We start from the raw sequence: 26,089 nt of genomic DNA, 5'->3' as shown, positions 1-26,089 counted from the left end.
GACTGGCTGGTCTTCGAGTCCGACCGCATCCTGGAGCCGGTCCAGGACTCGCTGATCGCGGTCATCCGCGCCCGCGTCGGCATCTGAGCGCGGCTCACGCCGAGAGGCCGTACCGTGCGAGCACCGCCCCGGGCAACGGCGCCCCGAACCCGTCGGCCTGCCCCAGGGCACTGCCGACGTCAACCGGTAGCCGCCAGGTCAGCACCCGGCCACTGCCGAGCGCGCACAACAGCCGATCGGGGCCGTCGAGCCAGCGTAACTCGAGGACGTCGGGCCGCTCCTGATGGCCCTCGTCGGGGAGGTCGAGCTCGGCCACCGCAACCCCGTCCGCCGTGCGCCACAGCTGAACGACCCGCCGTTCGCCGCGGGGACTGGGCACCGCCACGGCGAGCAGCCGGCCGTGCGGATGCCAGGCCAGCACCGCGATCGGGCCGGCCCCGCACATGCACTGCGCCACCGTCGTGCCGTCGCGCGGGTCGACGATGTCGATCCGGCCCGCCGCGGTGCCGATCGCCAGCAGCGTCGATCCCGGCGACCACGCCACGACGCTCGCGTCGGCGGGTCCGAACGGGCCCGCGCCGGTCCCGTCACGGACGTCGACGGTCCGCACGCCGCGGCCGTCCTCCTTGATGGCCAGGCGGCTCCCGTCGGGCGCGAGGACCAGCGGCGCTCGCCCGATCTCGGTGTCCTCGAGCGTGCGAAGGCGCTCCCCGCGCTTCGGGTCGAACAACTCCAGCGCTGTCGTCCTGCCGCGGTCGACGCGCAGCAGCAGTGCGCCATCCGGCGTCCAGGTCATGGCGCGGGCGTCCAGGCCCGGCACGTCGTGCAGGACGCCCCGGGTGAGCGCACCGGCGTCCAGCACGGCGAATCCTCGCCAACCGGCGGCCGCTACCCGGTCGCCCTCCGGTGACCAGGAACAGCTCACGATCTGCTCCCCGGTCGCGGAATCGACGCCGAGCGCCAGCGCCGATCCGTCGTCCAGGTCGATGATGTCGATGCCGCTGGGGGTCACCGAGGCGACCTGGCTCCAGTCCGGTGACCAGTAGGACCGCCTGGACAGGTCGAAATGGGAGAGGAGAACCCAGCGCTCGGCGGTGAGGTCGAACATCGCCGCACCGCTGCTGCCGATCACGGCGATCTTTCCGGCCGGATGCGCCACGACCGGCGAGGCGGTGCCGATCGACCAGGAACGCAGCGCCGGGCCGGTGTCGCGAGAGGGCCAGGGCACCACTTCGCGCCGGACCGTCCGTCCGGCGTCGTCGAGGAACCACAGCTCCGACCGCCGGTCGTCGATGGTCGCATGGACGACGAGACGGTACGGCGGCGCGAGCCAGGCCACGCCGACGATGTCTTCGACGCCGGCCCGGTCGCCGAGCGCGAGCCGCTGGTAGTGCTCGCCGGTGTCGGCCCGCCACACGTCGAGGTTCGAGCGGCTGCCGTCGAGCGTTGCGAGCAGGGCACCGTCCGGCGACCACGCGACGCCCCGCACCCTACCGGCGGGCACCGTGAACGTGATCCCGCCGCCGGAATCGGCGATCGTGAACAGCGTGATCGCCGAACCGTCGACGAGCGCGATCGTGGTGGCGGTGGGGGACCAGATCGGGACGGCGCCGTACGGAACCGGACGCTCGTGCGTGCTGCGGGGCGGCGAGGCGTGATCGTCCGAGGCGTAGAAGGTCAGCGTGTCGCCGGCGACCTGGGCGTGGCGGGTGCCGTCCGGGCCGAACCCGAGCCCGCGGGTGCCGAAACCGTAGGCGAGGTCCCGGTGACCGACGAGCCGGAAGGGAGCGGTGGTGTAGAGCGCGAGGCGGTTCTCCTCGTTCACCGCGAGCATCCGCCCGTCCGGGCTGAGGACGGGGTCGCGGCCCGGGTCGACGAGGTCGCAGCGCAGCAGGCGCCCGTCCGGGGACCACCGGCTCAGGGCCCCGGCATCACCGATGGTCACCAGCTCGGTGCCGTCCCACGCGAGGGCGCGGATGTCGTCGGCGTACGGTGCCGCGGCGGGCGACACCTCGGGCCGGGTGGTCAGCGCCCACAGGGTCAGCACGGCCGGGGCCGCCGGGTCGGCGTCGAGCTGCGTGGCCGCCGCGTGGGCGAGGGCGATCGCCTGGCTCCGGTCGGTCCGGCGCATCTGCTGGGCGGCGGCCGCGGCCGCCGCCGCGCGGCCCGCGGCATCGCGCCGCTCGCCGAGGTCCGAGGCGGTGATGAGGTCGGTCAGGTTCGGCGAGGCCCCCAGGCGGGTCGCGATCTGCCCGGCCTCGCGCAGGGCTCCGCCGCGCAGCAGGAGGTCCGGGCCGCGGCCCGTCTCGGCCCAGCGGGCCGCGGTCGACTCCAGATCGCCGCGGGAGCGCAGCAGCGCGGTGTGCGCGTCGGTCAGGGCGGCGAGCCGGTCCCAGCGGCGCAGCAGGACCTCGTGGACCAGGACGAGTGACCGGCCGGCATTCGCGTCGACCAGGAGACGAGCGTCGCGCAGGTCGGCGGCGGCCGCCCGTTCGGTCTCCGGCAGTTCCTGGACCGGTGCCGCGCGCAGGGTCGGGCGGTGGCCGTCCCAGCCGGCGAGGCGCAGCAGGAGGGCGTCGAGGTGGGCGGCGCCGTGCCGGTCGGCCGCGGCGCGGTAGGCGCGGTCGGCGTGCTGGGTCAGCGAGCCCTCGATCCGGTTCACGCGGTCGTAGGCGTCCGTGCCGATGACCGAGCCGGCGTGCGGCCAGATCGCCAGCATCAGCTGGTTGACCAGCGGCAGGGCGTCGCCGCCGGCGGCCTCGGCGACGATCTGGTCGAGCAGGCCGGGTTCGAACGTCACCCCGGCGGCGCGTGTCGTGCGGTCGAGCATCGTGCGCAGCCGGGCCGAGTCCAGGCCGTCCAGCGGGATCGGCACCGGCCGCGGCGCCCCGCTGGCCTGCTGCAGCTCGTGCAGCGACTCCGGCCGGACCGCCGCCACGAGCCAGACGCTGCGGTCGGCGGCCAGCAGCCGTTGCAGGTATTGCCACAGCAGCCGCCCCTCGCCGGCCGCCGGACCCGTGAACAGCTCCTCCGCCTGGTCGACCACGATGACCCGGCGCGGGCGGCGGCCCGGGATCTGCCGCAGCGCGGCGAGTAGCCGCTCCGGCGTCCGCTGGGGGGTCTCGGCCTCCCGGCGCAGTTCGGCCGCGAGGTCGGCCAGGCCGGAGCTGCCGGCCCCGGCGGCGTCCAGCAGCGCCTCGGCCAGGCCGTTGAACGGGTCGGCGCCGGGCCTGATCGGACCGGCGACGAGCCGCGTGGCGGCCAGCGCCGGGATCAGGCCGGCCTGCAGCAGCGAGGACTTGCCGACGCCCGACGGGCCCACGATCGGCACCGTGCGCTGGGCCGGGGTGCCGCCCGGGCCGTCGAGGCGCTTCACGGCGGCGCGGACGTCCTCGTCGCGGCCGAAGAAGACCGCGGCCCGTTCGGCGGTATACGCCTCGAGGCCGGGGAACGGGCTCTCCTCGAGCCGCCAGGTCACCCGGCGCCGCAGCAGCCCCCGCCGGCCCAGCTCCCAGACCAGGATCGCGACCGCGACGCCGGGCAGCCACCAGGCGGCCCCGGAGGCGAGCCAGTGCAGCGGCGGCCACCACGTCGCGACGTCGGCGGTGATGAGGTTGGTGCCCAGGCCGATGATCGCCCCGAGGAACAGCGAGGCGAGATCCAGTGATCGCGGCGAATCGGAGCGCACCCCTCCATAGTGACGTGCGCGGGCGAGGGCCGCAGTGGTGCGGTCAGTGGCGCGGGGCGTACATGATGACGGCCACGCCCGCCAGGCAGATCACGGCGCCGAGCACGTCGTAGCGGTCCGGGCGGAACTTGTCGACGACCATCGCCCAGGCCAGGGAGCCCGCGACGAACACGCCGCCGTACGCGGCCAGGATGCGGCCGAAGTTGGCGTCCGACTGCAGCGTGGCGACGAAGCCGTAGGCGCCCAGCGCCGCGACGCCCGCGCCGATCCACAGCAGGCCGCGGTGCTCCCGCACGCCCTGCCAGATCAGCCAGGCGCCGCCGATCTCGGCCAGCGCCGCGACGAGGAACAGCAGGATGGAGCGGGCGAGCGTCACGGCCGGCCGGCCTCGCGGGCGGCCCGCTCGACAGTCGCGTGGAAGGCGGCGAACTCCTCGGCGGTGCCGAAGGCGAGGCTGTCCTTGCCCGGGCGCCAGCCCGTCGCGCCGTCGATGAGCTCGCGCAGGATGTCGGCGTGGCCGCCGTGGCGGTCGGTCTCGGCGATCAGGTGGATCAGGATCTGGTGCAGGGTCACGTCCGCGGTCTCCGGGCGCCACCACGGCACCCGGCCGGGGGCGTCGAGGTCCAGGGCCTCGATCGTGGTGTCCGAGTGCGCCCACACGCGGCGATACAGCCCGACGATGTCCTCGCGGGACTCGTCGGGGGTGACCCACATGTCGGCGTTGGTCTCGGCGCACTCGTCGAACCACGGCAGGGGCTCGGGGAAGCGGCGGCCGAAGGTGTCGCCGAGGTAGCCGGCCTCGACCGACGCCACGTGCTTGACCAGGCCGAGCAGGTTGGTGCCGGTGGGCACGATCGGGCGGCGGGCGTCGTACTCGCTCAGGCCCTCGAGCTTCCACAGCAGGTTGTCGCGGCCCAGCTGCAGGTATCGCCGCAGGTGCTCCTTGCTCATGAGGCGATCCGGTAGCGCGCGACGAGGTCGTCCATCACCTTGTCGAGGCGTTCGTCGACGACCTGGCGGGCCGGGTCCTCGTCGAACCAGGCGGCGATCTCGCGGGCGCCCCGGTGGAACGGGATCGTGGCGGCGTAGTCCGGCACGAGCGAGCGCACCTTGGAGTTGTCGAAGACCATCGAGTGGGACTTGTCGCCCAGCAGGCCGGCGCCCCACTGCGGGTCGGCGGCGGCGATGGCCGCGGACGGGACGTGGACGATCCGCGCGGTGGTGCCCAGGGCCGCGGCGAGCTGCTCGGCGATCTGGTTCCAGGTCAGCACGTCGTCGCCGGTGATGCCGAAGACATCGCCGATCGCACGCGGGTGGCCCAGCAGCGGCACGAACGCGCGGGCGAAGTCCTCGTGGTGGGTCAACGTCCACAGCGAGGTGCCGTCGCCGTGCACGACGATCTCCTTGCCGGCGCGCATGCGGGCCGGGACCGTCCAGCCGCCGTCGAAGGGCACGAGGGTGCGGTCGTAGGTGTGCGAGGGGCGCACGATCGTGGCCGGGAAGCCCTTGTCGCGGTACACCTGCACGAGCAGGTCCTCGCAGGCGATCTTGTCGCGGCTGTATTGCCAGAAGGGGTTGCGCAGCGGCGAGGACTCCACGATCGGCAGGCGGGCCGGCGGGGTCTGGTAGGCCGAGGCCGAGCTGATGAAGACGTATTGCCCGGTGCGGCCCCGGAACAGCTCGATGTCCGCGCGCACGTCGTCGGGCGTGAAGGCGACCCAGTCCACGACCGCGTCGAACGTGTGCCCGGCGATCGCCTCGCGCACGGCCGCCGGGTCGTGGATGTCGGCCCGCAGCACCGTGGCCGGCTCGGGCAGGGGCCGGTGCCGGGACTCGCCGCGATTGAGCACGTAGAGGTCGATGCCGCGCTCGACGGCGAGCCGCGAGCAGGCCGAGCTGATGATCCCGCTGCCACCGATGAACAGAACCTTCACGATGGCCACCCTACCGAAACGGGCTCAGCTCTCCACCCAGCCGTGACTGCGGGCGAAGCTCACGAGGTGCTGGCGGGCCTGGGCGATCTGGCTGCCGGTCAGCGACGGCACGTGCTGGATCAGCAGCTCGGTCACCTCGGCGGCGAACTCGCGGCTGGACAGCACGTCGCACAGCCCGTCGTCGTCCCCGCCCGCCGCCGCCGGGCCGCTGACCGGCGTGAACGGCGCCGCGGCGGTCGCGGTCGTGCGGCTGGGCTCGCGGCGCGGCGGCGGCGTGTCGAGGATGCGCACGGTGGCGACCTTCAGGCCCCGCTCGCCCTCCTCGACCTCGTACTCCACCCGCATGCCCGGATGGACCAGGTGCCGCTGGTCGCCGAAGTCGTTGGCGTGGACGAACACGTCCTCACCGCCGGCGTTCGGGGCGATGAACCCATAGCCGCGCACCTCGTCGAACCGCAGAATCCTGCCCGTCTCCACCGCAACCACCACCCACCAATGAAAAGCCGCCACCACCAGGAAGCGAAGTCCGGCCTACAGCATAGGACCCGTCAGGCGCTTCTTCTGCACCTTACCCATCGCGTTGCGGGGCAGCGCGTCTACGAAGTGTACGGCCCGGGGGCGTTTGTGGGCGTTGAGGTGCGCCGCGACGAAGTCGATGAGGTCCCGCTCGCCGACCGCGGACGAGGTCACGACGAACGCGGTGACGGTCTCGCCGAGGTCCTCGTGGGGCACGCCGACGACCGCGGCCTCGCGCACCGCCGGGTGGGCCAGCAGCGCGTCCTCGACCTCGCCGGCGCCGATGCGGTACCCGCCGCTCTTGATGAGGTCGGTGGAGGCGCGCCCGACGATGCGATGCCAGCCGTCGGGGGCGATGCGGGCCAGGTCGCCGGTGCGGAACCAGCCGTCCGGGGTACGGGCGGCCGCGGCGGGCTGCCCGCGGTACTGCCGAAGCAGCATCGGGCCGTCGACCCACAGCTCGCCGATCGTCTCGCCGTCGTGCGGGGCGTCGGAGCCGTCCTCGGCGACGATGCGGGTGCGCACGCCGGCGACGGGGACCCCGACCTGTCCCGGGCGCCGGTCGCCGTCGGCGCGGCTGGAGATGGTGATGAGCGTCTCCGTCATGCCGTAGCGCTCGACGGGGCGGTGCCCGGTGAGCGCGTGCAGCCGCTCGAAGACGGGGACGGGCAGCGGCGCGCTGCCGGAGACCAGCAGCCGGGCCGGGCGCAGGGCGCGGGCCGCGGCGGGCTCCGCGCAGACCCGCGACCAGACGGTGGGGACGCCGAAGTAGAGGGTGCCGCGGGCGGCGGCGTAGGCGGCGGGGGACGGGCGGCCCGTGTGGGTCAGCGGCGAGCCGTGCCGCAGGGCGCCGAGCACGCCGAGGATCAGGCCGTGGACGTGGAACAGCGGCAGGCCGTGGACGAGCCGGTCGCCGGGGGTCCAGTCCCACGCGTCGGCGAGCGCGTCGAGGCCGGCCTCCACGGCGCCGTGGGTGAGCTCGACGCCCTTGGGGCTTCCGGTGGTACCGCTGGTGTACATCACGAGCGCGACGTCGTCCGCGGCCGGCGGGGCGAACGCCGGGCCGGAGAAGTCCCGGAACACCTCGACGGGCACCGCGTCCGGGAAGCGGTCGGGGCGGTTGCCGAGCGTGACCGCCGCGCCGGAGTCGCGCAGGATGTGCTCGCGCTCGGCCGGTCCGGCGTCGGCGGGGACCGGCACCACGGCGGCGCCGCCGATCAGGGCGCCGGTGACCGCGACGACGGTCTCCAGGCTCGCGGTGGCGTCGACGGCGAGGGTGGCGGCGCCGGCTACCTGGGCGGCGACGGCGTGGGCGGCGTTGAGTAACCGTTCCGCGGACAGGCCGCGACCGTTCACACTGACAGCGGGTTGCGGGTCGGTACCGTGGGCGTGCAGACCCTTCAGCAGGCGCATGGCCTCCATCGTCACACGAGCGTGGCGCGGGGAAACGGCCGGATCACGATCCTATCCATCATCTTGACACTCCTCTTTGTGAGCGTTAACACTGTGGCGGCAACGCCCCAGCAACAAATTCGAGATCGCGCCGGTGGCAGCGTTCACACCCTTGACGCCCCGCCCGCCGGTCGCTGCACGCTGCCTCCTGAGGGGGAGAAGTGAAGTTCACACGCATCGCCGCGTCCGCCGTAGGACTCGCGGTCGCCTTCAGCGTCACCGCCTGTGGATCTTCCGAGAAGACCGCGGACAAGGAGGCCAACGCCCCCGCCGGCGCCGGCGCCGGCGCCCTCGTCGGCGTCACGATGCCGACCAAGTCTTCGGAGCGGTGGATCGCCGACGGCAACAACGTCAAGGCCGCGCTGGAGAAGCTCGGCTACAAGGTCGACCTGCAGTACGCCGAGAACGACATCCCGACCCAGGTCAACCAGATCGAGAACCAGATCACCAAGGGCGCGAAGCTGCTCGTCATCGCCTCGATCGACGGCACCGCCATCACCTCGCAGCTGCAGCAGGCGGCCGACAAGAAGATCCCGGTCATCGCCTACGACCGGCTGATCCGCAACTCGCCCAACGTCGACTACTACGCCACGTTCGACAACTACAAGGTCGGCGTGCAGCAGGCGACCTCGCTGCTGGTGGGCCTGGGCCTGAAGAAGGAGGACGGCTCGGACGGCACCGCCCAGGGGCCGTTCAACATCGAGCTGTTCGCCGGTTCGCCGGACGACAACAACGCGACCTTCTTCTTCAACGGTGCGATGGACACCCTCAAGCCGTACATCGACAAGGGCACGCTCGTGGTCAAGAGCGGCCAGACCGACTTCAAGACGGTGGCGATCCTGCGCTGGGACCCGGCGACGGCCCAGAAGCGCATGGAGGACCTGATCACCAAGACGTACAACGGCGGCACCAAGGTACAGGGCGTGCTCTCGCCCTACGACGGCCTGTCGATCGGCATCCTCTCGGCGCTCAAGAGCGCGGGCTACGGCACCGCCGGCCAGGCGTACCCGATCGTCACCGGCCAGGACGCCGAGGTCGCCTCGGTCAAGTCGATCATCGCGGGCGAGCAGTACGCGACGATCTACAAGGACACCCGCAAGCTCGCCGACGTCACCGTCAAGATGGGTGACGCGGTGCTCAAGGGCGGCAAGCCCGAGGTGAACAACACCAAGGACTACGACAACGGCAAGAAGGTCGTGCCCTCCTACCTGCTCGACCCGGTCGTGGTGTACAAGTCCAACTACAAGACCGTGCTCGTGGACTCCGGCTACTACACCGAGGACCAGCTCAAGTAGCTTGCCCCGCCGAAGGCCCGGGCACGATCGCCGCCCGGGCCCTCGGCGGTTACGAGGGAGACAGCATGACCGAGGCGCTCCTGCAGATGCGGGGCATCACCAAGACGTTCCCGGGCGTGAAGGCCCTGGACGACGTCAACCTGACCGTGCGCCGGGGCGAGATCCACGCCATCTGCGGCGAGAACGGCGCCGGCAAGTCGACCCTGATGAAGGTCCTGTCGGGGGTCTACGGCCACGGGACGTACGAGGGCGAGATCCTCTTCGAGGGCGAGCCCTGCCATTTCAGCGGCATCCGCGACTCCGAGCGGCGCGGGATCGTCATCGTCCACCAGGAACTGGCGCTGATCCCGTACCTGTCGATCGCGGAGAACATCTTCCTGGGCAACGAGCGGGCCGGCCGCGGTCTCATCGACTGGAACCGCACCAACGCCGACGCCGCGCAGCTGCTGGACCGGGTCGGGCTGCACGAGAACCCGGTCACCCCGGCCATGGACATCGGCGTCGGCAAGCAGCAGCTGGTCGAGATCGCCAAGGCGCTGTCCAAGCAGGTGCGCCTGCTGATCCTGGACGAGCCGACCGCGGCGCTCAACGACGAGGACTCCGCGCACCTGCTGGGCCTGCTGCGCGGCCTGCGCGAGCAGGGCGTCACCTGCGTGATCATCTCGCACAAGCTCAACGAGATCGAGGCGATCGCCGACTCCACGACGATCCTGCGCGACGGGCGGACCATCGAGACCCTCGACATGCACGTGCCGGGCGGGGTGAGCGAGGACCGCATCATCGCCGGCATGGTCGGCCGTGACCTCGAGCACCGGTTCCCGCCGCACACCCCGCACATCGGCGCGGAGATGCTGCGGATCGAGAACTGGACCGTGCACTCCCCGACGCAGCATGGCCGCAAGGTCGTCGACAACGCCTCGCTGACGCTGCGCGCCGGTGAGATCGTCGGGCTGGCCGGGTTGATGGGCGCCGGGCGCACGGAGCTCGCGATGAGCGTCTTCGGGCGCAGCTACGGCGTCGACATCAGCGGCCAGGTGTACAAGCACGGGCAGCCGATCAACGTGCGCTCCGTGCAGGAGGCCATCGCGCACGGCATCGCCTACGCGACCGAGGACCGCAAGCGCTACGGGCTCAACCTCATCGAGGACATCCAGCGCAACGTCTCCGGCGCCGCCCTGGGCAAGCTGTCCCGGGGCGGATGGGTCGACGACAACCGGGAGTTCCAGGTCGCCGAAGCGTACCGCGGCAGCCTCAACATCAAGGCCAAGGGCGTCAGCACCGTCGCCGGCACGCTGTCCGGCGGCAACCAGCAGAAGGTCGTGCTGGCCAAGTGGATCTTCGCGGACCCCGACGTGCTGATCCTCGACGAGCCGACCCGCGGCATCGACGTCGGCGCGAAGTACGAGATATACACGATCATCAACCAGCTCGCCGACCAGGGCAAGGCGATCCTCGTCATCTCCTCCGAGCTGCCCGAGCTGCTCGGCATCTGCGACCGGATCTACGCCCTCTCCGCCGGCCGCATCACCGGCTCGGTGGAGCGTGCCGAGTTCTCCCCGGAGCGGCTGATGCGCCTCATGACCAGGATCAAGGAGTAACCCGCAATGACCACAGTGGTCGAACCCGCGGTCGAGCCGGCCGTGACCCCACCGACGCGGTTCTCGGTGAACCTGCGTCAGAGCGGCATCTACATCGCCTTCGCCGCGATCGTGGTGTTCTTCGCGATCCTGACCGACGGCTCGCTGCTGGAGCCGCAGAACATCTCGAACATGGTCATCCAGAACTCGTACATCCTGATCCTCGCGATCGGGATGATCCTCATCATCATCGCCGGGCACATCGACCTGTCCGCGGGCTCGGTCGTCGCCGTCACCGGCGCGCTCGCCGCCGTGCTGATGGTGAAGGCGCACCTGCCCTGGCCGCTGGCCATCGTGGTCACGCTGCTGGCGGGCGCGGCGATCGGGGCGTGGCAGGGCTTCTGGATCGCGTACTTCGGGATCCCGGCCTTCATCGTCACGCTCGCCGGCATGCTCGTCTTCCGCGCCCTCACCATGACGACGCTGGGCAACCAGGGCATCGGCCCCTTCGCCGACGACGTGCGCACCCTGTCCAACGGCTTCATCCCGGGCTTCCTGCACAACGTCGGCCTGGGCCCGCTCGGCGGGGCCGACCTGTTCACGCTGCTCGTCGGCGTCGCCACGGTCGTCGGCATCGCCGCGGTGCAGTGGCGGGCCCGCCGCGGCCGTATCGGCTACGGCCAGGCCGTCGACTCGCTGCCGGTCTTCTGGGTCAAGCTCGCCGGCGCCTCGCTCGTGCTCATGTTCGTCATCGTGCAGCTGGCCCGGTTCAAGAACCTGCCGTGGGTGCTCGTCCTGCTGGCGGTGCTCGTGCTGACGTACACCCTCATCTCCCAGCGCACCGTCTTCGGCCGGCACATCTACGCCGTCGGCGGCAACCTGCAGGCGGCGAGCCTCTCCGGCGTCAAGGTCAAGCAGGTCACGTTCTGGATCTTCGTCAACATGGGCATCCTGGCGGCGATCGCCGGCATCATCTTCGCCGGCCGGCTCAACCTGGCCGGCCCCACCGCCGGCAACGCCTTCGAGCTCGACGCGATCGCGGCCGCGTTCATCGGCGGCGCGGCGGTGCAGGGCGGTGTCGGCAAGGTCGTCGGCGCCATCACCGGCGGCCTCATCATGGCCGTCATCAGCAACGGCATGTCCCTCAACGGCGAGCCGCCGGAGCGCGTGATGCTCGTCAAGGGCATCGTGCTGCTCGCGGCCGTCGCCTTCGACGTGTGGGCCAAGCGCCGGGCCGGCCGCTCCCGCTGATCGTTGTTCGGGTGTCCGGTGGGAAGGGAGGGATGGACCGCCTTCGGGGCGTCGGCGGTCCATCCCTCGCCGGCCGGGTTTACCCCTCGCCGGCCACAGCTACATGTTCGCGAGCGCGACCGCGAACACGGCCGCGGAGGCCGCCAGCATGCCACCCAGCGCACCGCCCATGGCCAGCATCGCCGTGCGGGGCCGCAGCCACCGGCGCAGCACCAGATAGACGCCGGCCGCGCCGATCAGGGCCATCACGGCGAGGTACGACACGAAGAGGAAGCTCGCCCCGATCAGCAGCCCCGCGGCCACCGAGACCAGGGCGTTGCCCGGCCGGCCGAGATCGCGGGCCAGCGTCAGCCAGGTCACGCCCCCGGCGAACAGGGCGGCCACCGCGACCGAGCCCGGGTACCACACGTAGGCCAGGCCCAGCATCAGCGCGAACACGGCGATGACGCCGCCCGCCGCCATCAACGCGCGGCTCGGGCGAACCACCACGGCGACCCCGCCGGCGTAGGCGGCGGTCAGTCCGATGAGTATCACCAGTGAGATATCCACGGTCGCGATGGTATCGCCGGGCCGCTACCCCGCCGGGCTCACGCGATGAACCTCCACAATTCCTCCGCGAGCGCCTCCGGGCGCTCCAGCTGCGGCAGGTGGCCGGTCCGCTCCAGCAGCACGAACCGCGCCCCCGGGATCGCCTCGGCGAAGGCGCGGCCGTAGCCGGCGTCCGCGATGCCGTCACTGTCGCCCCACAGCACAAGGGCCGGCAGCCGTACCGCGCCGAGCCTGGCCCGCAGCGTGGGGTCGACCATGTCGCCGGCGAGGGCCTCGAGCGTCGCCCGGTTCGCGGCCATCACGGCCCGGGCCGCCTCCGGCATGGATGTCGGGTCGATGACGCGCCCGGTGGGGTCGTAGTAGCTGGCCCGCGCGATCTGCTCGAAGGTGAGCGAGAAGAAGTCGACGACCGGGTGCCCGGGCACCTCGATCCCGACCCCGTCGACGACGACCAGCCGTGCGACCCGGGGACTGCCGAGCAGGGCCAGCTCGGCCGCGACCCACCCGCCGATCGAGTTGCCGACGACGGTGACGTCGGCGAGGTCCAGCTCGTCCAGCAGTCCCTTGTAGACGGTCGCGAGCTCGCGGACGCTGCCGACGTCCGCCGGGCGCTCGGTGCCGTCGAAGCCGGGGTGGGTCGGGGTGATGACGCGCACCGGCCGCTCGGCGGCGAGGCGGTCGGCGAATCCGGCGACGGACGTGGGTCCGGCGCCGCCGTGCAGGAGCAGGATCGCGCGGCCCGCGCCGCGCTCGGTGTAGGTGACGGTCATGAGGTCCTCCTGAGGTAGACGAGTCCGGTGGCGATGCAGGCGGTCGGGATCAGTGCGGTCGTGAGCACCTCGTCGATGCCGGCCCCCGCCCCGGCCCGCTCGGCGGGGATGCCGCCCAGGACGGCCGGGCCGAGCGTGGCGCCGATCTGCCGCAGCGCGTTGTTCGCGGCCCTGGCCGGTCCCGGCGAACTTCGCCGGGACCGACTGCAAGCTCCGGTCGATGACGCCTCTCGGCGCCATCGAGGCCGCGGCGGCCGCGGCGCGCGACGGCGGAGGCGGTGGCCATGACGAGCCCGGGCGCGGCGAGCCGCCAGGTCAGCCCGTCGCCGCCGGCGGTCAGCAGCGACGCGGCCCCGGCCCCGGTGGCCGCGGCGATGGCGCTGAGAGCGCCGTTGACCGCGTATCGCCGCGCAGGCGAACGCCACGGTCCGGTTGCATCAGCTGTCACGGCAGCGACCTCATGTAAGGAAGCTTATATCAGCATGTTGATATCAACAAGCTGATAAAGTTGGCCGCATGACGAGGGCGATTTCGGAGATCGGGCTGTCGGTGAAGCGGCTGCAGATGCGCCACCACCGCGAGGGGAACGCGGCGCTGGCCCCGCTGGGCGTGAGCCTGGTGCAGTGGGACGCGCTGCGCCACCTGCACCGCAATCCGGAGGCGTCACTGCACGACCTGGCCCAGCTGACCTTCCAGACCGACCAGTCCTTCGGCACCCTGGCCACGCGCATGATCGACCGCGGTCTGATCGAGCGACTGCCGGGGCCCGGCCGCGCGATCCGCCACCGCCTGACGGACAAGGGCGAGGCCATCCGCGAGCAGGGCCAGCGAGTCCTGGAGGGGGTCCTGGAGCGCTCGTTCGCACCGCTGACCCCGCAGCAGCTGGCGATCTTCGACGACCTGCTGCAACGCCTCCTGGCGTGACGGCGCCCCCGCCCGGCGGCGGGCGACGGTGAGCCGGTACGACCCGAGCCGGCTCGACGAGATCCGGGCCAGCTGACGTGCTCGAGCAACACCTGCCGTCCCGCTATCCCGGGAAAGCCGGGATCAGCGGACGATCCGGCGGGCCGGGCGTGGGGGTGCGGCGGTCTCCGCGGCGAACGGGTCCAGCTCGATGGCGATCCGTGCGCCGCGCAGCGAACTGCGCTCGATCACCAGGCGGCCGCCGGCCGCCTCGGCCACCCGGCGGACGATGTCCAGGCCCAGGCCCGTCGAGCCGGCGCCGCTCGCGCCGCGGCGCAGGGCGTGGTCCGGGTCGGCGATGCCGGGGCCGGCGTCGTCGACGATCAGGCCGCGGGCCGAGACGTGGACCTCGAAGCCGGTGCCCTCCGACGTGTGCTGGAAGACGTTGCCGAGCAGGCAGTCGACGGCGGAGACCAGGTCGGACTCGGCGACGGGGAGGTAGACGGGCTCCTGGCCGCCGGTGACGCGCCACGGGCGGTTCTGGTCCTCGGCCAGCACCGACCAGAACGCCAGCCGGTCCGCGACGACCTCCACGAGGTCCGTCGTCTCGGGAACGCGGTCGGCGGCGGAGCGGCGGGCCTGGGTGATGATCTGCTCGATCTCGTCGTCGAGGGCGTCGAACGCCTGCCGCATCCGCTCGCCGATCGGGCCGGGCGGCATCGCGTCGGCGTCCAGGCGCAGGGCGGTCAGCGGGGTGCGCAGCCGGTGGGAGAGGTCCGCGGCCAGCTCACGCTCGGCGTCGGCGAAGGCGACCATCTGCTCGGCCATGCGGTTGAAGCTGCGGGCCGCGTCGCGCAGCTCCGGCGGGCCGTCGGGCTCGACCCGGGCGTGCAGGTCGCCGTCGCCGAACGCGCGGGCGCCCTCGGCGAGCTTGCGGGTGGCGCGCACGATCTGGGCGCCGAGCCGGTCGGCGACGAGCGTGGAGCCGGCGACGAGGACCACGGCGAGGCCGGCCAGGGCGAGCCACGCGGCGCCGACGCCCTGGCTGAGCTCGCCGTCGGAGACGTACACCTCCACGACCGCCGTCCGGTCCCCGTCGAGCACGACGGTCTGCAGATACGCAACCCCGCCGGGCGCGTCGGCGGTCAGGGAGCGGCGCTGGTGCGCGGCCCGGTCCACGTCGGCGGGGTTGGCGTGGCTGGTGCCCACGGTCGCGTCCCCGACGAGGTGTACCGCCAGCCGCCCCGACTGCCCCGCCGGAACGGTCGCCACCGCGCGGATGAGCGACCCGGAGCCGTCCGGCGCCGAGGCGAGCGCGGCCACCATGGCGTCGGCCTGGTATCGCGCATCGGCGAGCGCCCGGTCGTGGGCGATCTGCTTGGTGACGTACGCCAGGGGCACGAGGAACGCCAGCGCGATCATCGAGGTGATCGCGAGCGACAGCCGCATCAGCGCGCTTCTCATGCCGGCGGCTGCGCCGGGTCGACGAGCATCACCCCCACGCCGCGGAAGGTGCGCAGGTAGCGGGGCTGGGTGGCGCTCTCGCCGAGCTTGCGCCGCAGCCACGACACGTGCACGTCGATCGTCTGGTCCTCGCCGGAGCGGTCCGGGCGCTGCCACACCTCGGTGAGCAGCTCGCGGCGGCTCACCACCCGGCCGGCCCGCTGGGCGAGGTAGGACAGCAGGTCGAACTCCTTCTTCGTCAGCTGCAGCGGCCGCCCGTCCAGCGCCGCCGAGCGCTGCTGCGGGTTGACGTGCAGCCCGCCGACGGTGACGCCGGCCGGTGGCTGGGCCGGGCCCGGGGTGCCCTGCCCGCGGCGCAGCACCGCGTTGATCCGCGCCGACATCTGGGCGCTGGAGAACGGCTTGGTCACGTAGTCGTCGGCGCCGGCGTCGAGCAGCCGGATGATGTCGCGCTCGGAGCGGCGGGCGGTCGCCACGATCACCGGCGCGTTGGAGATGCCGCGCAGCATGCGCAGCACGTCGAGGCCGTCCATGTCGGGCAGGCCCAGGTCGAGGATGACCAGGTCCGGCGGGTCGGTGGCGATGACCCGCAGGGCCGACCCGGCGTTGCCGACGGGGCGCACGACGTGCCCCGCGTCGGTCAGCGCCCGGGACAGGGCGCCCGACACGGCGACGTCGTCCTCGACGAGCAGGATGAGCGGCATGGCGCACAACCTATCGCCACCTGGCTTGGCGCCAATAGCTGGGCCGCGTGCGAGAATCCTGCGATGCGGGTTCAACGAGGCGCGGTGCCGGTGCTGCTGTGGTGCCTGGCCACCACCGCGAGTATCGGGGTGGCGTCGCTGGCGCTGCGCCCGGTCCTGCGCACCGCCGTGCCCCAGGACTCGGTGCCGGTCGCGGCCGGCGATGAGCACGGCGACCGCCGGGTCGCGACCCAGACCCTGCCACCGCCGTCGGTAGCCGGCTCCGAGCCGGCGACGGTCATCGTGTCCGACCCGCCGTCGGCGCTCACACCGCGGCCCGTCACCAGCAGTACACCGCAGAAGAGCCCGACCACGACGCCGCCCCGGACGACCGCGGCGGCCCGGGTCGTCGACGGCTGGACGGTGACGACCGGCTCGGACGGCGTGGACGTGTATCTGAAGTCGTTCCGCTCCGACGGCGGCGACGCGGTCATGCGCATCCGCGGCGGGGTCGTCTCGCTCGTCACGGCCACGCCCCGCGACGGCTACTCCGTGTCGCAGGCGCAGACCGAGCCCAGCCGGCTGGTCGTGCAGTTCATCGCGGCCCGCAACGACGTGGCGTACCTCGTCGACTGCCTGTGGTGGCAGAACGGCCCGCACGGCACGGTGACCCGGGTCGGCAACTGAGCCTGACGATCAGGAGCCGCTTCACCCGGTCATTATCCTTCCTTATATCCACGTTAAATGCGTTATTCGTGACCGCCGAAAATCATCGGGACAACTTAATGCGCACCTAATAGAATCGGCCCCGGGCCGGGACTTACCTTCAAGCGGTGACCCCCGATGGTGAGGAACCCATCAACGGTGCCAGTGTGGCTCTCTCGACGCAGGAGCCGCCACCGCCGGCCGAGGAAACGACGCCCGAGCCCGAGCCCGAGGTCGTCGCGGAGGAAGTCGCGCGGCGCGACCTCTGGCGCCGCGCGCTCGCGGTCGTCGTGGTGCTCGTCGCGGCCTTCGCTGTCGTCGTGCTCTGGGCCCGCCCCGCGCACGAGCCCGGCGCGCCCCCGCTGCAGCCGCCGAGCGACGAGGCGTACATCTCCGGGTCGCTCAACCCCACCGACCTCGCGTTCCTGCAGCTGATGATCTCGCTGGACAACAGCGCCCTGCCGCTGTTCGACCTGATCAAGGACGAGCCGAAGCTGCAGGCGATGGCCGGGCCCGCCGCGGCCGGCCACCGCGACGAGCTCGTCGCGCTGCGGGCCGCGCTCGCCGCCGGCGGGGGCATCGAGAACCCCACCGAGCACGCCGGGCACGACCTGCCGGGCATGGTGCTCGACGACGACCTCGCCGCCGTGCGCGACGCGCCCGCCGACCAGCGCCCGGCCCGGGCCGTCGCGGTGCTGCGCGAGCACCTCACCGGCACGACGAGGCTGGCCACCTCGGAGGGCACGGCCGGCTCCGACCCGGCCACGAAGGCCGCCGCGGCGCGGGTCCTCGACGCGCACAACAAGCTCCTGGCGGCGTTGCCGACGGTGTAAGTTTCCGTCCGCTGTGCCGCTCTGAGCTGCTAAAACGCGCCGCTGTCCGGTCACCGGCGGTGCGCGAGGCCGTCGAGGTCCTTTAGAACAACGGCATGAGGAGACTCTGGGCCGCCGTCGCGGCCAGCAGCATGGCCCTCGTCGGGGCCGTCGCCGTGATCGGGTTGAACAGCACCGCGTCGGCGGCCACCGGCGGCACCGGCACCGGGTACCTGAGCACGCAGGGCGCCCAGCTCATCGACGCCACGGGCACCAAGGTCCGGCTCACCGGCCTCAACTGGTTCGGCATGGAGACCGACAACAAGACGTTCCACGGCCTGTGGGCCCGGCCGTGGAAGGACCACATCGACCAGATGGCGAGCCTCGGGTACAACACGATCCGGGTGCCGTACTCCGAGGACGCCCTCAAGCCGGGCGCGCAGGCCAACAGCGTCGACGGGTACAGCAACCCCGACCTGGTCGGCCTGACCCCGTTGCAGATCCTCGACAAGGTCGTGGACTACGCGGGCAGCAAGGGCATGCGCATCCTGCTCGACCGGCACCGCCCGACGAGCGCGGGGCAGAGCGCCCTGTGGTACGTCGCCGCGGCGCCCGAGTCGACGTGGATCAGCAACTGGCAGATGCTCGCCCGCCACTACGCGAACAACCCGACCGTCATCGGCGCCGACCTGCACAACGAGCCGCACGCCGACGGCACCGACCCGAACGGCACCGGCGCCTGCTGGGGCTGCGGCGACGTTAACCGCGACTGGCGCCTCGCCGCCGAGCGGGCCGGCAACGCGGTCCTGGAGGCCAACCCGAACTGGCTCATCGTCGTCGAGGGCGTCAGCTGCCCCAGCGGCGGCAACGCCAACGCCTGGGACAACATCCCCGACGAGCCGTGCGGCTGGTGGGGCGGCAACCTGTCCAAGGCCGGGCAGTACCCGGTGCGGCTCAACAAGCCCAACAAGCTCGTGTACTCCGCCCACGAGTACGCCAACTCCGTCTACCATCAGGCCTGGTTCGACGACCCGAGCTTCCCGGACAACCTGCCGGGCATCTGGGACCAGTTCTGGGGCTACCTGCAGAAGCAGAACGTCGCCCCGGTCCTCGTCGGCGAGTTCGGCAGCACGCTGCAGAACCCGCAGGACGCCGTGTGGCTGCAGAAGCTCATGCAGTACATGGGCACCGGCGTCACCGGCATGAACTTCACCTACTGGTCGTGGAACCCCAACTCCGGCGACACCGGCGGCATCGTCGGCGACGACTGGAAGACGGTCAACCAGCAGAAGCAGTCCATCCTGCAGCCGTACCTCATCCCGCCCGTCGGAGGCGGCACCGGCCCCACCGGGTCGGCGAGCGCGTCGGTCAGCCCGTCCGGCTCCCCGTCGGCCCCGCCGCCGAGCGGCGGCTGCACCGCCACCGTCAAGATTGACAACGCGTGGCAGGGCGGCTTCCAGGCCAGCGTCACCGTCAAGAACACCGGCACCGCGGCCGTCAACCCATGGACCGCCACCTTCACCGTCCCGTCCGGCGTGACGCTGCAGAGCGGCTGGAACGCCACCGTCACCCAGTCCGGCACCACGTTCACGGCCGCGGCCCCGAGCTGGGCGCCGTCCCTGGCCGCGGGCGCGTCGGTCACGATCGGCTTCACCGCCAACGGCCCGTCGAGCCCGGCCCCGTCCGGGGTCAAGCTCAACGGCGCCACCTGCTCGTAACGCTGGGGATGAAACGCGGCCCGGGGAGGGATTCGGCGCCTTCCCCGGGCCGCACCCGCTTTTCCGCCCGCCCGGAAGGCAGCATCGGGCCGCGCCGCGGGGGATCGTGTTCGGGTGACCCAGCCCGACGCCGCCGCCCGGAGCCGGACCGTGCCGCACGCCGTCGACGGCGACGAGCACCCGGACGACCGGACCTGCGACCGCCGCACCGCCAGGGCCACCGACGCCGACGCCGGACGGGCCCGCGCCGCGCTGGTCGCCCACGGCTTCGACGGCGCCGTGCCCGGCCTCCCTGTTCGCGCCGCGGGAGTGGACACCGCAGGAACTGCTGGACGCCCGGGCCCGGTACATCCGCCAGACCGTCCGCTTCGCCCTGCCGTGCTACCCCAGGCCGGCCGGGGACGTGTCCCGGTGCCCGCCGGAGACCCAGCGGGTCGCCCTCGAGCTGCGCATGGAGGGCTATCCGGACACGACCGTCCGGCTCGCCCGCGCCGGCGATCCGGCCCCGCGCGGGAACCTGCTCTACGCGGTGCGCCTCGGCGGCCGGTGCGTCATCGGGCACTTCAACCACGCCACCCCGCGGCAGGGCGCCCAGTGGATCACCGAGGCGGGGCCGTCCGAGCTGTGCGTCCCCGGGTGAGGCTCAGGCGCGATACAGCTCCAGTGACGACAGCTGACCCGCCGGCTGGACGCTGTTGGCGGTGAAGACCAACCGGACGTAACGCCACTGCGAGCCCGGCAGCGCGATCGTCGCGCGCTGCCCCGAGGCGGGGTCGAAGCTGTACGGCGCGGCGGCCACCAGCGTCGAGAAGGTCTTGTCGTCGTTGCTGACCCGGACCTCGATCTTCTGCGTGCGGGCCGGCCACGGGCCCAGGGGCGGCAGCTGCAGCACGGCCCGGCGCAGCTGCGCCGGCGCGCCCAGGTCGACCTGCACCCACTGCGGGAACGCGTTGTGGCTCTCCCAGTAGCTCATCGGGTCGAGGTCGGTGACGTTGCCCGAGCCGTAGACCCCCGCGTGCCCGCTGTCGCGCGTGCTCTTGCCGGCCGCGAGGTTGACCAGGCCGTCGGTGAGACCGGGCGGCGCCTGGCTCGACGGGTCCGCCGACGGGCCGGCGGAGGCCGCGGACGTGCCGGGCTCCGCGGCCGAGGCGCTCGACGGCGCCGAGGCCCGTGCCGAAGCGGTGGGCGAGCCGCTCACGGACGGATCCGGCTCCGAGGAGCCGGCGGCTCCGGGCGCCAGGCCCGGCGCGGTGCGCTGCTCGCCGGTCGCGCTGCCACTGTCGAGCGGAGCGGAACCGTCCGGCCACACGGCGACCACGCCGGCCCCGAGCGCGACCGTGGCCACGGCGGCCGCGCCCGCCAGCACGAGCCGGCGCCGCCCGCGACGGACCCCGGCCCCGGCGACCGGCGACTCGGCCGCGGGGGCGGCATGGACCAGCGGCAGCACCTCGGCGCGCGCATACGGCTTGGCGGCGGCCCCGGTGCCGGTGACGCCGGGGTGGCGCTCGGCGAGCTCCCGCGCCGCGGCGAGACCCCACTCGGTGGCGGTCCCGGCCACCTCGAGGTCGACGGCGGCGGGCACGTCGGTGAGGGCGGCGGTGAACAGCGTGGACAGCGGCGGCCAGAGCAGGTCGTTGACGTCCAGCCCGGCGGTGCCGACGACCACCCGATATCGCCCGCCCTCCACCGGCACGACGTCGGCGTCGGTGTAGGTGCTCTGGACAGCCTCGGGCTCGGTGAGCAGGACGCGCGGCGAGAGCACGGCGGGTGCCGGCGAGGCCGGGTCGGCGATCAGCCGGCGGGGCGAGAGCACGACCGGCGGCGGGACGGCGTTGCCGGCCGACGGTGGCGGCTCCACCGCGGTCGCGACCCCGGCGCGGCCGACGGGCGGCGGGAGCGGGCCGGACGGCATCGCGTGCAGGCCGTCGCCGGCGACCCGGACGATCCAGCCGAGGTCCAGCACGTAGGTGGATTCGTCGATCGCCAGCAGGCCCGGCTGGGGCGCGGACGAGGCGGCGACCTCCTCGACGCCGCCGGGGTGGCAGCGCAGCAGCCAGGCCGGCTCGGCCCAGGTCGGGTGGAAGGCCGCGTCGAGGGCGTAGGCCACGATGTCGCCGGACGGGGTGTGCAGGGGCAGGCCGTTGAGCAGGGTGACCGGCTCGCCGAGCGCGGCCGCGGCGGCGAAGGCGGGGGCGCGGCCGGCGCCCTGGCCGGGGGCGATCGCCGCGACGTCGACCGTGGCCCGGACCGCCGGCGGCAGGGTGCGCAGGGCCGCGGCCAGGGCGGGGCCGTTCACGGTGGAGTCGAACAGCAGCCGTGGGCGGCCGGGGTCGACGGCAACCGAGTCCGCCAGCCGCGCCACGCTCACCGCGTCGGGCAGCCGGACGGTGTCCTCGTCCGGCTCGGCGGCGTCGGGGACGGTCGACAACAGCCAGCCGGCGGGGACCGCACGGGCGGTCAGCGGCCACGCGGTCGACTCGGGGATGAGGGCCTGCCAGGCCGGGGCCGGCCAGCGCAGCCCGGCGACGGCGCGGCCGCCGTCCGCAGTGTGGCGCCACCATCCGGACGCGGTGAACAGGGTCCCGCCCGCGGACGCTGCGACCGGGCCGTCGCCGGGCGCGACCACGGGCAGGTCGAGCACCGTGGCCAGGGCCGATGCGGCGTCGCCGGCGGCCCCGAGCAGCACCACGCCCTTCAGCGCTTCGCCGGCCGGGGGCGCCGGCGCGAGGCCGGGATCGTCGGCCGGTGGTGGTGGTGGTGCGATCGCGGCCCGGACCGCCGCGACGAGCTGGGACGAGGGGAGACCAGCGGGCGCGACCACCGCGAGCCAGCCCGTGGGGACGGTCACGGTGGCCGTGGCCTCGCCGAGCAGCAGGCACCGATCCGTCCGGCGGGCGGTCACCTGGTTGGGCTGCGAAGTCACCCCGGCACCCTACCGCGCCCCACCGACACGTACCGCCCGGCATGAATCCCGCCGGAACGCTCGGTGACGATGAACGTCTCCGCCGTGACGACGACCCGCCACCATCGGGCGATGGTGGCGGGCCGGAAAAGCGGAATTAACACAACGGTGTCAGCGGACGTAGATGACCGGCTGCTTCGGCGCCGCCATGCCGCTGCCGATGAAGTACGACGGGTGCGGCGGCTGGTTGTACGCGGTGTTCTGCCACGCGATCGCCTCGCGGTACTGGCTGTCGTGCATCAGCGTGTACAACTTCGTCGTGGTGGGCGTCGGCGTGCTGTAGATGCGCAGCGCCGTGTTGTTCGTCGTCGGCCAGATGACCTCCTCGCGCCAGTCGCCGAACAGGTCGGCCGACAGCGACGGCGTGGACTTCGTGCCGTTGTTGGAGTGCACGTCGGCGCCGGTCAGCAGGCGGGTGTCGCCGCTGGTGCCGTACTTGTCGATGTGCGTGCCGTCCAGCAGCTCGCGCGTGGTGTCACCGTCCCACCAGATCACGAAGTTCGTCGAGCCGGGCTTGCGCGAGGACACCACCGCGCCGCTGGGGGAGCGCAGGCCGTCGGCGGCCGCGGACCACGACTCGGCGCCGGGGCTGCCCGCCCAGATGTCGTCGCAGACGCCCCGGCCGTTGTCGCCGTTGGCCGGCGTGGTCCACAGGACCTGGCCGGTGCGGGCGTCGGCGAAGTACGATGAGGGCTTCGAGCCGTCCTCGTCGACCTTGAACTCCTCCAGGCCGGGGCGGGACGGGTCCAGGTCGCCCACGTGCATCGCGTCGCCGTGGCCGTTGTTCGTGTTCCACAGCTTGGCGCCGTTGTCGTCGATGGCCATCGCGCCGTACACGATCTCGTCCCTGCCGTCCTGGTCGACGTCGGCGATCGCCAGCTGGTGGTTGCCCTGCCCGGCGTAGGAGCTGTTGCCGGAGCCGTTGCTGTCGAACGTCCAACGCCTGGTCAGGGCCCCGCCGCGGAAGTCCCACGCGGCGATGACCGTGCGCGTGTAGTAGCCGCGGGCCATGATCAGCGACGGGCGCTTCCCGTCCAGGTACGCGGTGCCGGCGAGGAACCGGTCGACGCGGTTGCCGTACGAGTCGCCCCAGGAGGAGACCGTGCCGCGCGGCGGGTCGTAGTTCACCGTCGACATCGCCGCGCCGGTCTGGCCGTTGAACATGGTCAGGAACTCGGGGCCGGACAGGATGTACCCGCTGGAGTTACGGTAGTCCGCGTTCGCGTCGCCGATGACCCGCCCGGTGCCGTCCGTGGTGCCGTCGGCGGTCTTCATCGCGACCTCGGCCTTGCCGTCGCCGTCGTAGTCGTAGACCTGGAACTGCGTGTAGTGCGCCCCGGCGCGGATGTTGCGGCCGAGGTTGATCCGCCACAGCCGCTGGCCGTTGAGGCGGTACGCGTCGACGTAGACGTTGCTCGTCACGCCCGACTGCGAGTTGTCCTTCGCGTCGGCCGGGTCCCACTTCAGGACGATCTCGTACTGCCCGTCGCCGTCGAGGTCGCCGACGGAGGCGTCGTTGGCGCTGTACGTCGAGCCCGGCGGCGAGATCGGCACGTCCAGGTAGCCGCCGCCGGTGAAGCGCAGCGAGGCCGGCGAGGCGGCCTGCTCCACGCCGCCCACGACCGCGCGTACGGTGTAGGAGGCGTCGGCGGCCGCCCCGCTGTCGAGGTAGTTCGTGGAGTTGGTGACGGTCGCCACGCGCGTGCCGGCGCGGTAGACGTTGAACGACGTGTCGAACGCCTCGGTGCCCAGCAGCCGCCACGACACCAGGTTCCCGCTGCCGGAGCGGACCGAGATCAGGCCCCGGTCGAGGTCCTCCATCTGCCGCCCGTTCTCACCCTGCGGCGGCGTCGGCGACGGCGAGGTGGGCGGCGTGGAGGTCGGCGTCGTGGTGGCGCCGGTGCAGGCGACGCCGTTCAACGCGAACGACGACGGCACCGGGTTCGCCGACGTCCAGGCGCCGTTGAAGCCGAACGAGACCGTCGCGCCGGTGGCGATCGCCGCGTTGTAGCCCGCGTCCACCGCCTTCACCGTCGTGCCGCTCTGCGTCACGGTCGCGCTCCACGCCTGCGTCACCGACTGCCCGCTCGCGAACGACCAGGTGAGGCTCCAGCCGCTGATCGCGTCGCCCAGGTTGGTGATGTCGACGTTCGCGCCGAAGCCGCCCTGCCACTGGTTCGTCACGGTGTACTGCACCCGGCAGCCGGCGGCCGCGGCGCTGGCGATGTGCACCGCCAAGGTGGCGCCGGCTCCGGCCGCCAGGATCGCCGCCGAGGCGGCCACTGCTCTTCGCACGTCTGCTCCTCTTCCGCGGGGCCGTTTCGGCGGACGGTAGACCTGCGGGGAAGCGCTTCGAAAGCGGTCGATCCCGGGACCGCGTGCGACGGTCCCGGGATCGTGAAACTTACCCGGAAAGCGCTTACCCCAGGCGGAACGACTGGGCTGCCGTTGCGTTGCAGGCGTACTGCACCAGCTGCACGCTGTCGGCCGTGGACGCCGCCGGGGTGTCCAGGCACTTGCCCGAGGCGCGGTTGACGAAGTGGTAGTAGCCGCCGCTCTCGGCGACCGGCAGCCACTGCTGGTTCGTCCCGCTGCTGTACGCCCACAGCTGGATCGGGGCGTTGTCCGAAGTGGACTTGTTCGTCACGTCCAGCGACTGGGCGGAGTCGCCGCGGTTGTCGATGCGCACGTACCCGTCGCCGGTGGGCTGGAACCGGTACTGCTGCGCGTTGGTGCCGTTGCAGGTGTACTGCTGGATCGCCGTGCCGTTCGCGGTGCCGGCCGCCCGGGCGTCCACGCACTTGCCGCTGTTCTTGTTGACGACCTGGTACCAGGTCCCCGGCTGGATCGGCCCGGACGACGGCGAGGCGGGCGGGGTGGACGTGGGCGGCGTCGAGGCCTGTCCGGCCAGCCACAGGATGCCCTGGACGATCCAGCGGTTCTGGTTCGCGCTGTCGAACGTCGAGGACGTGCGCGTGTTCGTGCTGTAGTTCATGCCGTTGTGGCCGAAGTTGGCGTACAGCATCCGGTAGTTGCGGTTGGTCCACAGGATCGGGTAATAGCCGCTGTACCACGACTGGTTCGGGTCGGTGCCGACCGGGAAGCTGCTGGGATCGACGGACGCGAGAATGTCGATGTTCGGGTTCTGCCGCAGGTCGTTGCTCCACGAGTACCACTCCGACACCGCGGAGGTGAACGTCGCCGGCAGTCCGGCCGTCGACGGGTGGTTGCGGTCCTCGACCTTGTACGTGATGCGGGTCGGGCCCCACGTGTTGGTCTGGAACGCGCCGGAGCCGAGGAACGTGTTGTAGTACCAGCTCCACGAGTTCGGGTCGGTGGTGAAGGCGCTCACGTGGAAGCCCATCCACGCGCCGCCGTTCTGCATGTACTGCTGAAAGGCGGCCCGCTGCCCGGAGGGCGGCGCGTTGTCCAGGAACATGATGACCTTGTACTGCGCGAGGCTGCCGGTGTTGAGCCGGCTCCAGTCGGTCGTGGCTTCCCAGGTGAAACCGTTGGCGGCCCCCTGGGCGGGGAACCAGTCCTTGGCCTCTTTGTCGAAGTCGATGTGGGCGGCGTCCCAGGTGCCGTTGTAGAACGCGAGCACCTTGAACGGGGTGGCGGCGAGGGCAGGGCGGATCACGAGACCCACCCCCACCGCCGTCAACAGGGCGAGCGCTGCCAGCGCCAGCTTTCTGCGCACGGTTGGGGGTTCCTTCGGGTGAAGTCGGGTGGAGGGATGGGCGGATCCGCTCTGTCGCATCATCGGGCATCGATGACACCCGGCACAAGGTAAAGAGCCCTAATAGTTAA

21 protein-coding genes are annotated in these 26,089 nt (G+C 72.5%); 8 read left to right on the top strand and 13 right to left on the bottom strand.

Going from position 1 to position 26,089, the window contains the following annotated elements:
• Positions 1-94: 94 nt before the first annotated feature.
• The 6 genes from ACQPY0_RS37590 to ACQPY0_RS37565 are packed head-to-tail and all read right to left on the bottom strand — an operon-like array spanning position 95 to position 7,551.
• Positions 95-3,688, bottom strand: coding sequence for an NACHT and WD repeat domain-containing protein (locus tag ACQPY0_RS37590; RefSeq protein ID WP_432971872.1), 3,594 nt, complete (start codon positions 3,686-3,688; stop codon positions 95-97).
• Positions 3,689-3,731: 43 nt separating this feature from the next.
• Positions 3,732-4,064 carry a YnfA family protein gene (locus tag ACQPY0_RS37585; protein ID WP_432971869.1) on the bottom strand — a complete coding sequence of 111 codons (333 nt, stop codon included), beginning with the start codon at positions 4,062-4,064 and terminating at the stop codon, positions 3,732-3,734.
• A complete protein-coding gene (locus tag ACQPY0_RS37580) occupies positions 4,061-4,639 on the bottom strand; it encodes a DinB family protein (RefSeq protein ID WP_432971866.1) in 579 nt (192 codons plus the stop codon). Before ACQPY0_RS37580 ends, ACQPY0_RS37585 begins: the two co-directional genes overlap by 4 nt.
• Positions 4,636-5,622: an SDR family oxidoreductase gene (locus ACQPY0_RS37575; protein WP_432971863.1), complete on the bottom strand. Its 987-nt coding sequence runs from the start codon at positions 5,620-5,622 to the stop codon at positions 4,636-4,638. The genes ACQPY0_RS37580 and ACQPY0_RS37575 overlap by 4 nt, the downstream gene beginning before the upstream one ends.
• Before the next feature lie 24 nt (positions 5,623-5,646).
• Positions 5,647-6,099: a cold-shock protein gene (locus tag ACQPY0_RS37570; RefSeq protein ID WP_432995523.1), complete on the bottom strand. Its 453-nt coding sequence runs from the start codon at positions 6,097-6,099 to the stop codon at positions 5,647-5,649.
• 54 nt (positions 6,100-6,153) lie between these two features.
• Positions 6,154-7,551 carry an AMP-binding protein gene (locus ACQPY0_RS37565; protein ID WP_432971860.1) on the bottom strand — a complete coding sequence of 466 codons (1,398 nt, stop codon included), beginning with the start codon at positions 7,549-7,551 and terminating at the stop codon, positions 6,154-6,156.
• Positions 7,552-7,751: 200 nt separating this feature from the next.
• Between ACQPY0_RS37565 and chvE the strand changes: the two genes are divergently transcribed.
• The 3 genes from chvE (at position 7,752) to mmsB (ending at position 11,713) form a co-directional block, all read left to right on the top strand.
• The gene (chvE, locus tag ACQPY0_RS37560) at positions 7,752-8,885 is read left to right on the top strand and encodes a multiple monosaccharide ABC transporter substrate-binding protein (RefSeq protein WP_432971857.1); all 1,134 of its coding nucleotides are present in this window, start codon (positions 7,752-7,754) and stop codon (positions 8,883-8,885) included.
• 65 nt (positions 8,886-8,950) lie between these two features.
• The gene (gene mmsA, locus ACQPY0_RS37555) at positions 8,951-10,483 is read left to right on the top strand and encodes a multiple monosaccharide ABC transporter ATP-binding protein (RefSeq protein WP_432971854.1); all 1,533 of its coding nucleotides are present in this window, start codon (positions 8,951-8,953) and stop codon (positions 10,481-10,483) included.
• Positions 10,484-10,489: 6 nt separating this feature from the next.
• Positions 10,490-11,713 carry a multiple monosaccharide ABC transporter permease gene (gene mmsB, locus ACQPY0_RS37550; RefSeq protein WP_432971851.1) on the top strand — a complete coding sequence of 408 codons (1,224 nt, stop codon included), beginning with the start codon at positions 10,490-10,492 and terminating at the stop codon, positions 11,711-11,713.
• A gap of 99 nt (positions 11,714-11,812) precedes the next feature.
• Here mmsB and ACQPY0_RS37545 read toward each other — a convergent pair whose 3' ends face one another.
• Complete coding sequence (locus ACQPY0_RS37545) at positions 11,813-12,262, bottom strand: hypothetical protein (protein ID WP_432971848.1); 450 nt, start codon at positions 12,260-12,262, stop codon at positions 11,813-11,815.
• A 38-nt stretch (positions 12,263-12,300) separates the two neighbouring features.
• On the bottom strand, positions 12,301-13,032 hold the full coding sequence (locus ACQPY0_RS37540) for an alpha/beta fold hydrolase (RefSeq protein WP_432971845.1): 732 nt from the start codon (positions 13,030-13,032) through the stop codon (positions 12,301-12,303).
• A gap of 516 nt (positions 13,033-13,548) precedes the next feature.
• Here ACQPY0_RS37540 and ACQPY0_RS37535 point away from each other — a divergent pair.
• Positions 13,549-13,956 (top strand): MarR family winged helix-turn-helix transcriptional regulator, encoded by a 408-nt coding sequence (locus ACQPY0_RS37535; RefSeq protein WP_432971842.1) that lies wholly within the window; start codon positions 13,549-13,551, stop codon positions 13,954-13,956.
• Between the two features lie 123 nt (positions 13,957-14,079).
• On the opposite strand, the gene ACQPY0_RS37530 is transcribed toward ACQPY0_RS37535, so the two are convergent.
• Both ACQPY0_RS37530 and ACQPY0_RS37525 read right to left on the bottom strand, forming a co-directional pair.
• Positions 14,080-15,399 (bottom strand): HAMP domain-containing protein, encoded by a 1,320-nt coding sequence (locus tag ACQPY0_RS37530; protein ID WP_432971839.1) that lies wholly within the window; start codon positions 15,397-15,399, stop codon positions 14,080-14,082.
• Positions 15,396-16,103 (bottom strand): response regulator transcription factor, encoded by a 708-nt coding sequence (locus ACQPY0_RS37525; protein WP_432971836.1) that lies wholly within the window; start codon positions 16,101-16,103, stop codon positions 15,396-15,398. Before ACQPY0_RS37525 ends, ACQPY0_RS37530 begins: the two co-directional genes overlap by 4 nt.
• Before the next feature lie 63 nt (positions 16,104-16,166).
• Between ACQPY0_RS37525 and ACQPY0_RS37520 the strand changes: the two genes are divergently transcribed.
• The 4 genes from ACQPY0_RS37520 to ACQPY0_RS37505 all read left to right on the top strand — a co-directional run bounded on the left by ACQPY0_RS37520 (position 16,167) and on the right by ACQPY0_RS37505 (position 19,957).
• Positions 16,167-16,769, top strand: a complete 603-nt coding sequence (locus tag ACQPY0_RS37520) for a hypothetical protein (RefSeq protein ID WP_432971833.1) — start codon at positions 16,167-16,169, stop codon at positions 16,767-16,769.
• Positions 16,770-16,954: 185 nt separating this feature from the next.
• Complete coding sequence (locus tag ACQPY0_RS37515) at positions 16,955-17,620, top strand: DUF305 domain-containing protein (RefSeq protein ID WP_432971830.1); 666 nt, start codon at positions 16,955-16,957, stop codon at positions 17,618-17,620.
• A 95-nt stretch (positions 17,621-17,715) separates the two neighbouring features.
• Positions 17,716-19,317 (top strand): cellulase family glycosylhydrolase, encoded by a 1,602-nt coding sequence (locus ACQPY0_RS37510; protein WP_432971827.1) that lies wholly within the window; start codon positions 17,716-17,718, stop codon positions 19,315-19,317.
• A 403-nt stretch (positions 19,318-19,720) separates the two neighbouring features.
• Entirely contained in the window at positions 19,721-19,957 is a 237-nt protein-coding gene (locus tag ACQPY0_RS37505; protein WP_432971824.1) for a hypothetical protein, read from the top strand.
• A 3-nt stretch (positions 19,958-19,960) separates the two neighbouring features.
• On the opposite strand, the gene ACQPY0_RS37500 is transcribed toward ACQPY0_RS37505, so the two are convergent.
• The 3 genes from ACQPY0_RS37500 to ACQPY0_RS37490 all read right to left on the bottom strand — a co-directional run bounded on the left by ACQPY0_RS37500 (position 19,961) and on the right by ACQPY0_RS37490 (position 25,979).
• Positions 19,961-22,240 (bottom strand): discoidin domain-containing protein, encoded by a 2,280-nt coding sequence (locus ACQPY0_RS37500; protein WP_432971821.1) that lies wholly within the window; start codon positions 22,238-22,240, stop codon positions 19,961-19,963.
• A 150-nt stretch (positions 22,241-22,390) separates the two neighbouring features.
• Positions 22,391-24,574: a cellulose binding domain-containing protein gene (locus ACQPY0_RS37495; RefSeq protein ID WP_432971818.1), complete on the bottom strand. Its 2,184-nt coding sequence runs from the start codon at positions 24,572-24,574 to the stop codon at positions 22,391-22,393.
• 124 nt (positions 24,575-24,698) lie between these two features.
• The gene (locus ACQPY0_RS37490; protein WP_432971815.1) at positions 24,699-25,979 is read right to left on the bottom strand and encodes a ThuA domain-containing protein; all 1,281 of its coding nucleotides are present in this window, start codon (positions 25,977-25,979) and stop codon (positions 24,699-24,701) included.
• Positions 25,980-26,089: the final 110 nt, after the last annotated feature.

This window comes from Dactylosporangium sp. CA-233914 (assembly GCF_050942935.1).
Taxonomy (GTDB): domain Bacteria; phylum Actinomycetota; class Actinomycetes; order Mycobacteriales; family Micromonosporaceae; genus Dactylosporangium.
Note: the sequence above shows the minus strand (reverse complement) of the source record. Positions and strands in the feature narration are given on the sequence as shown.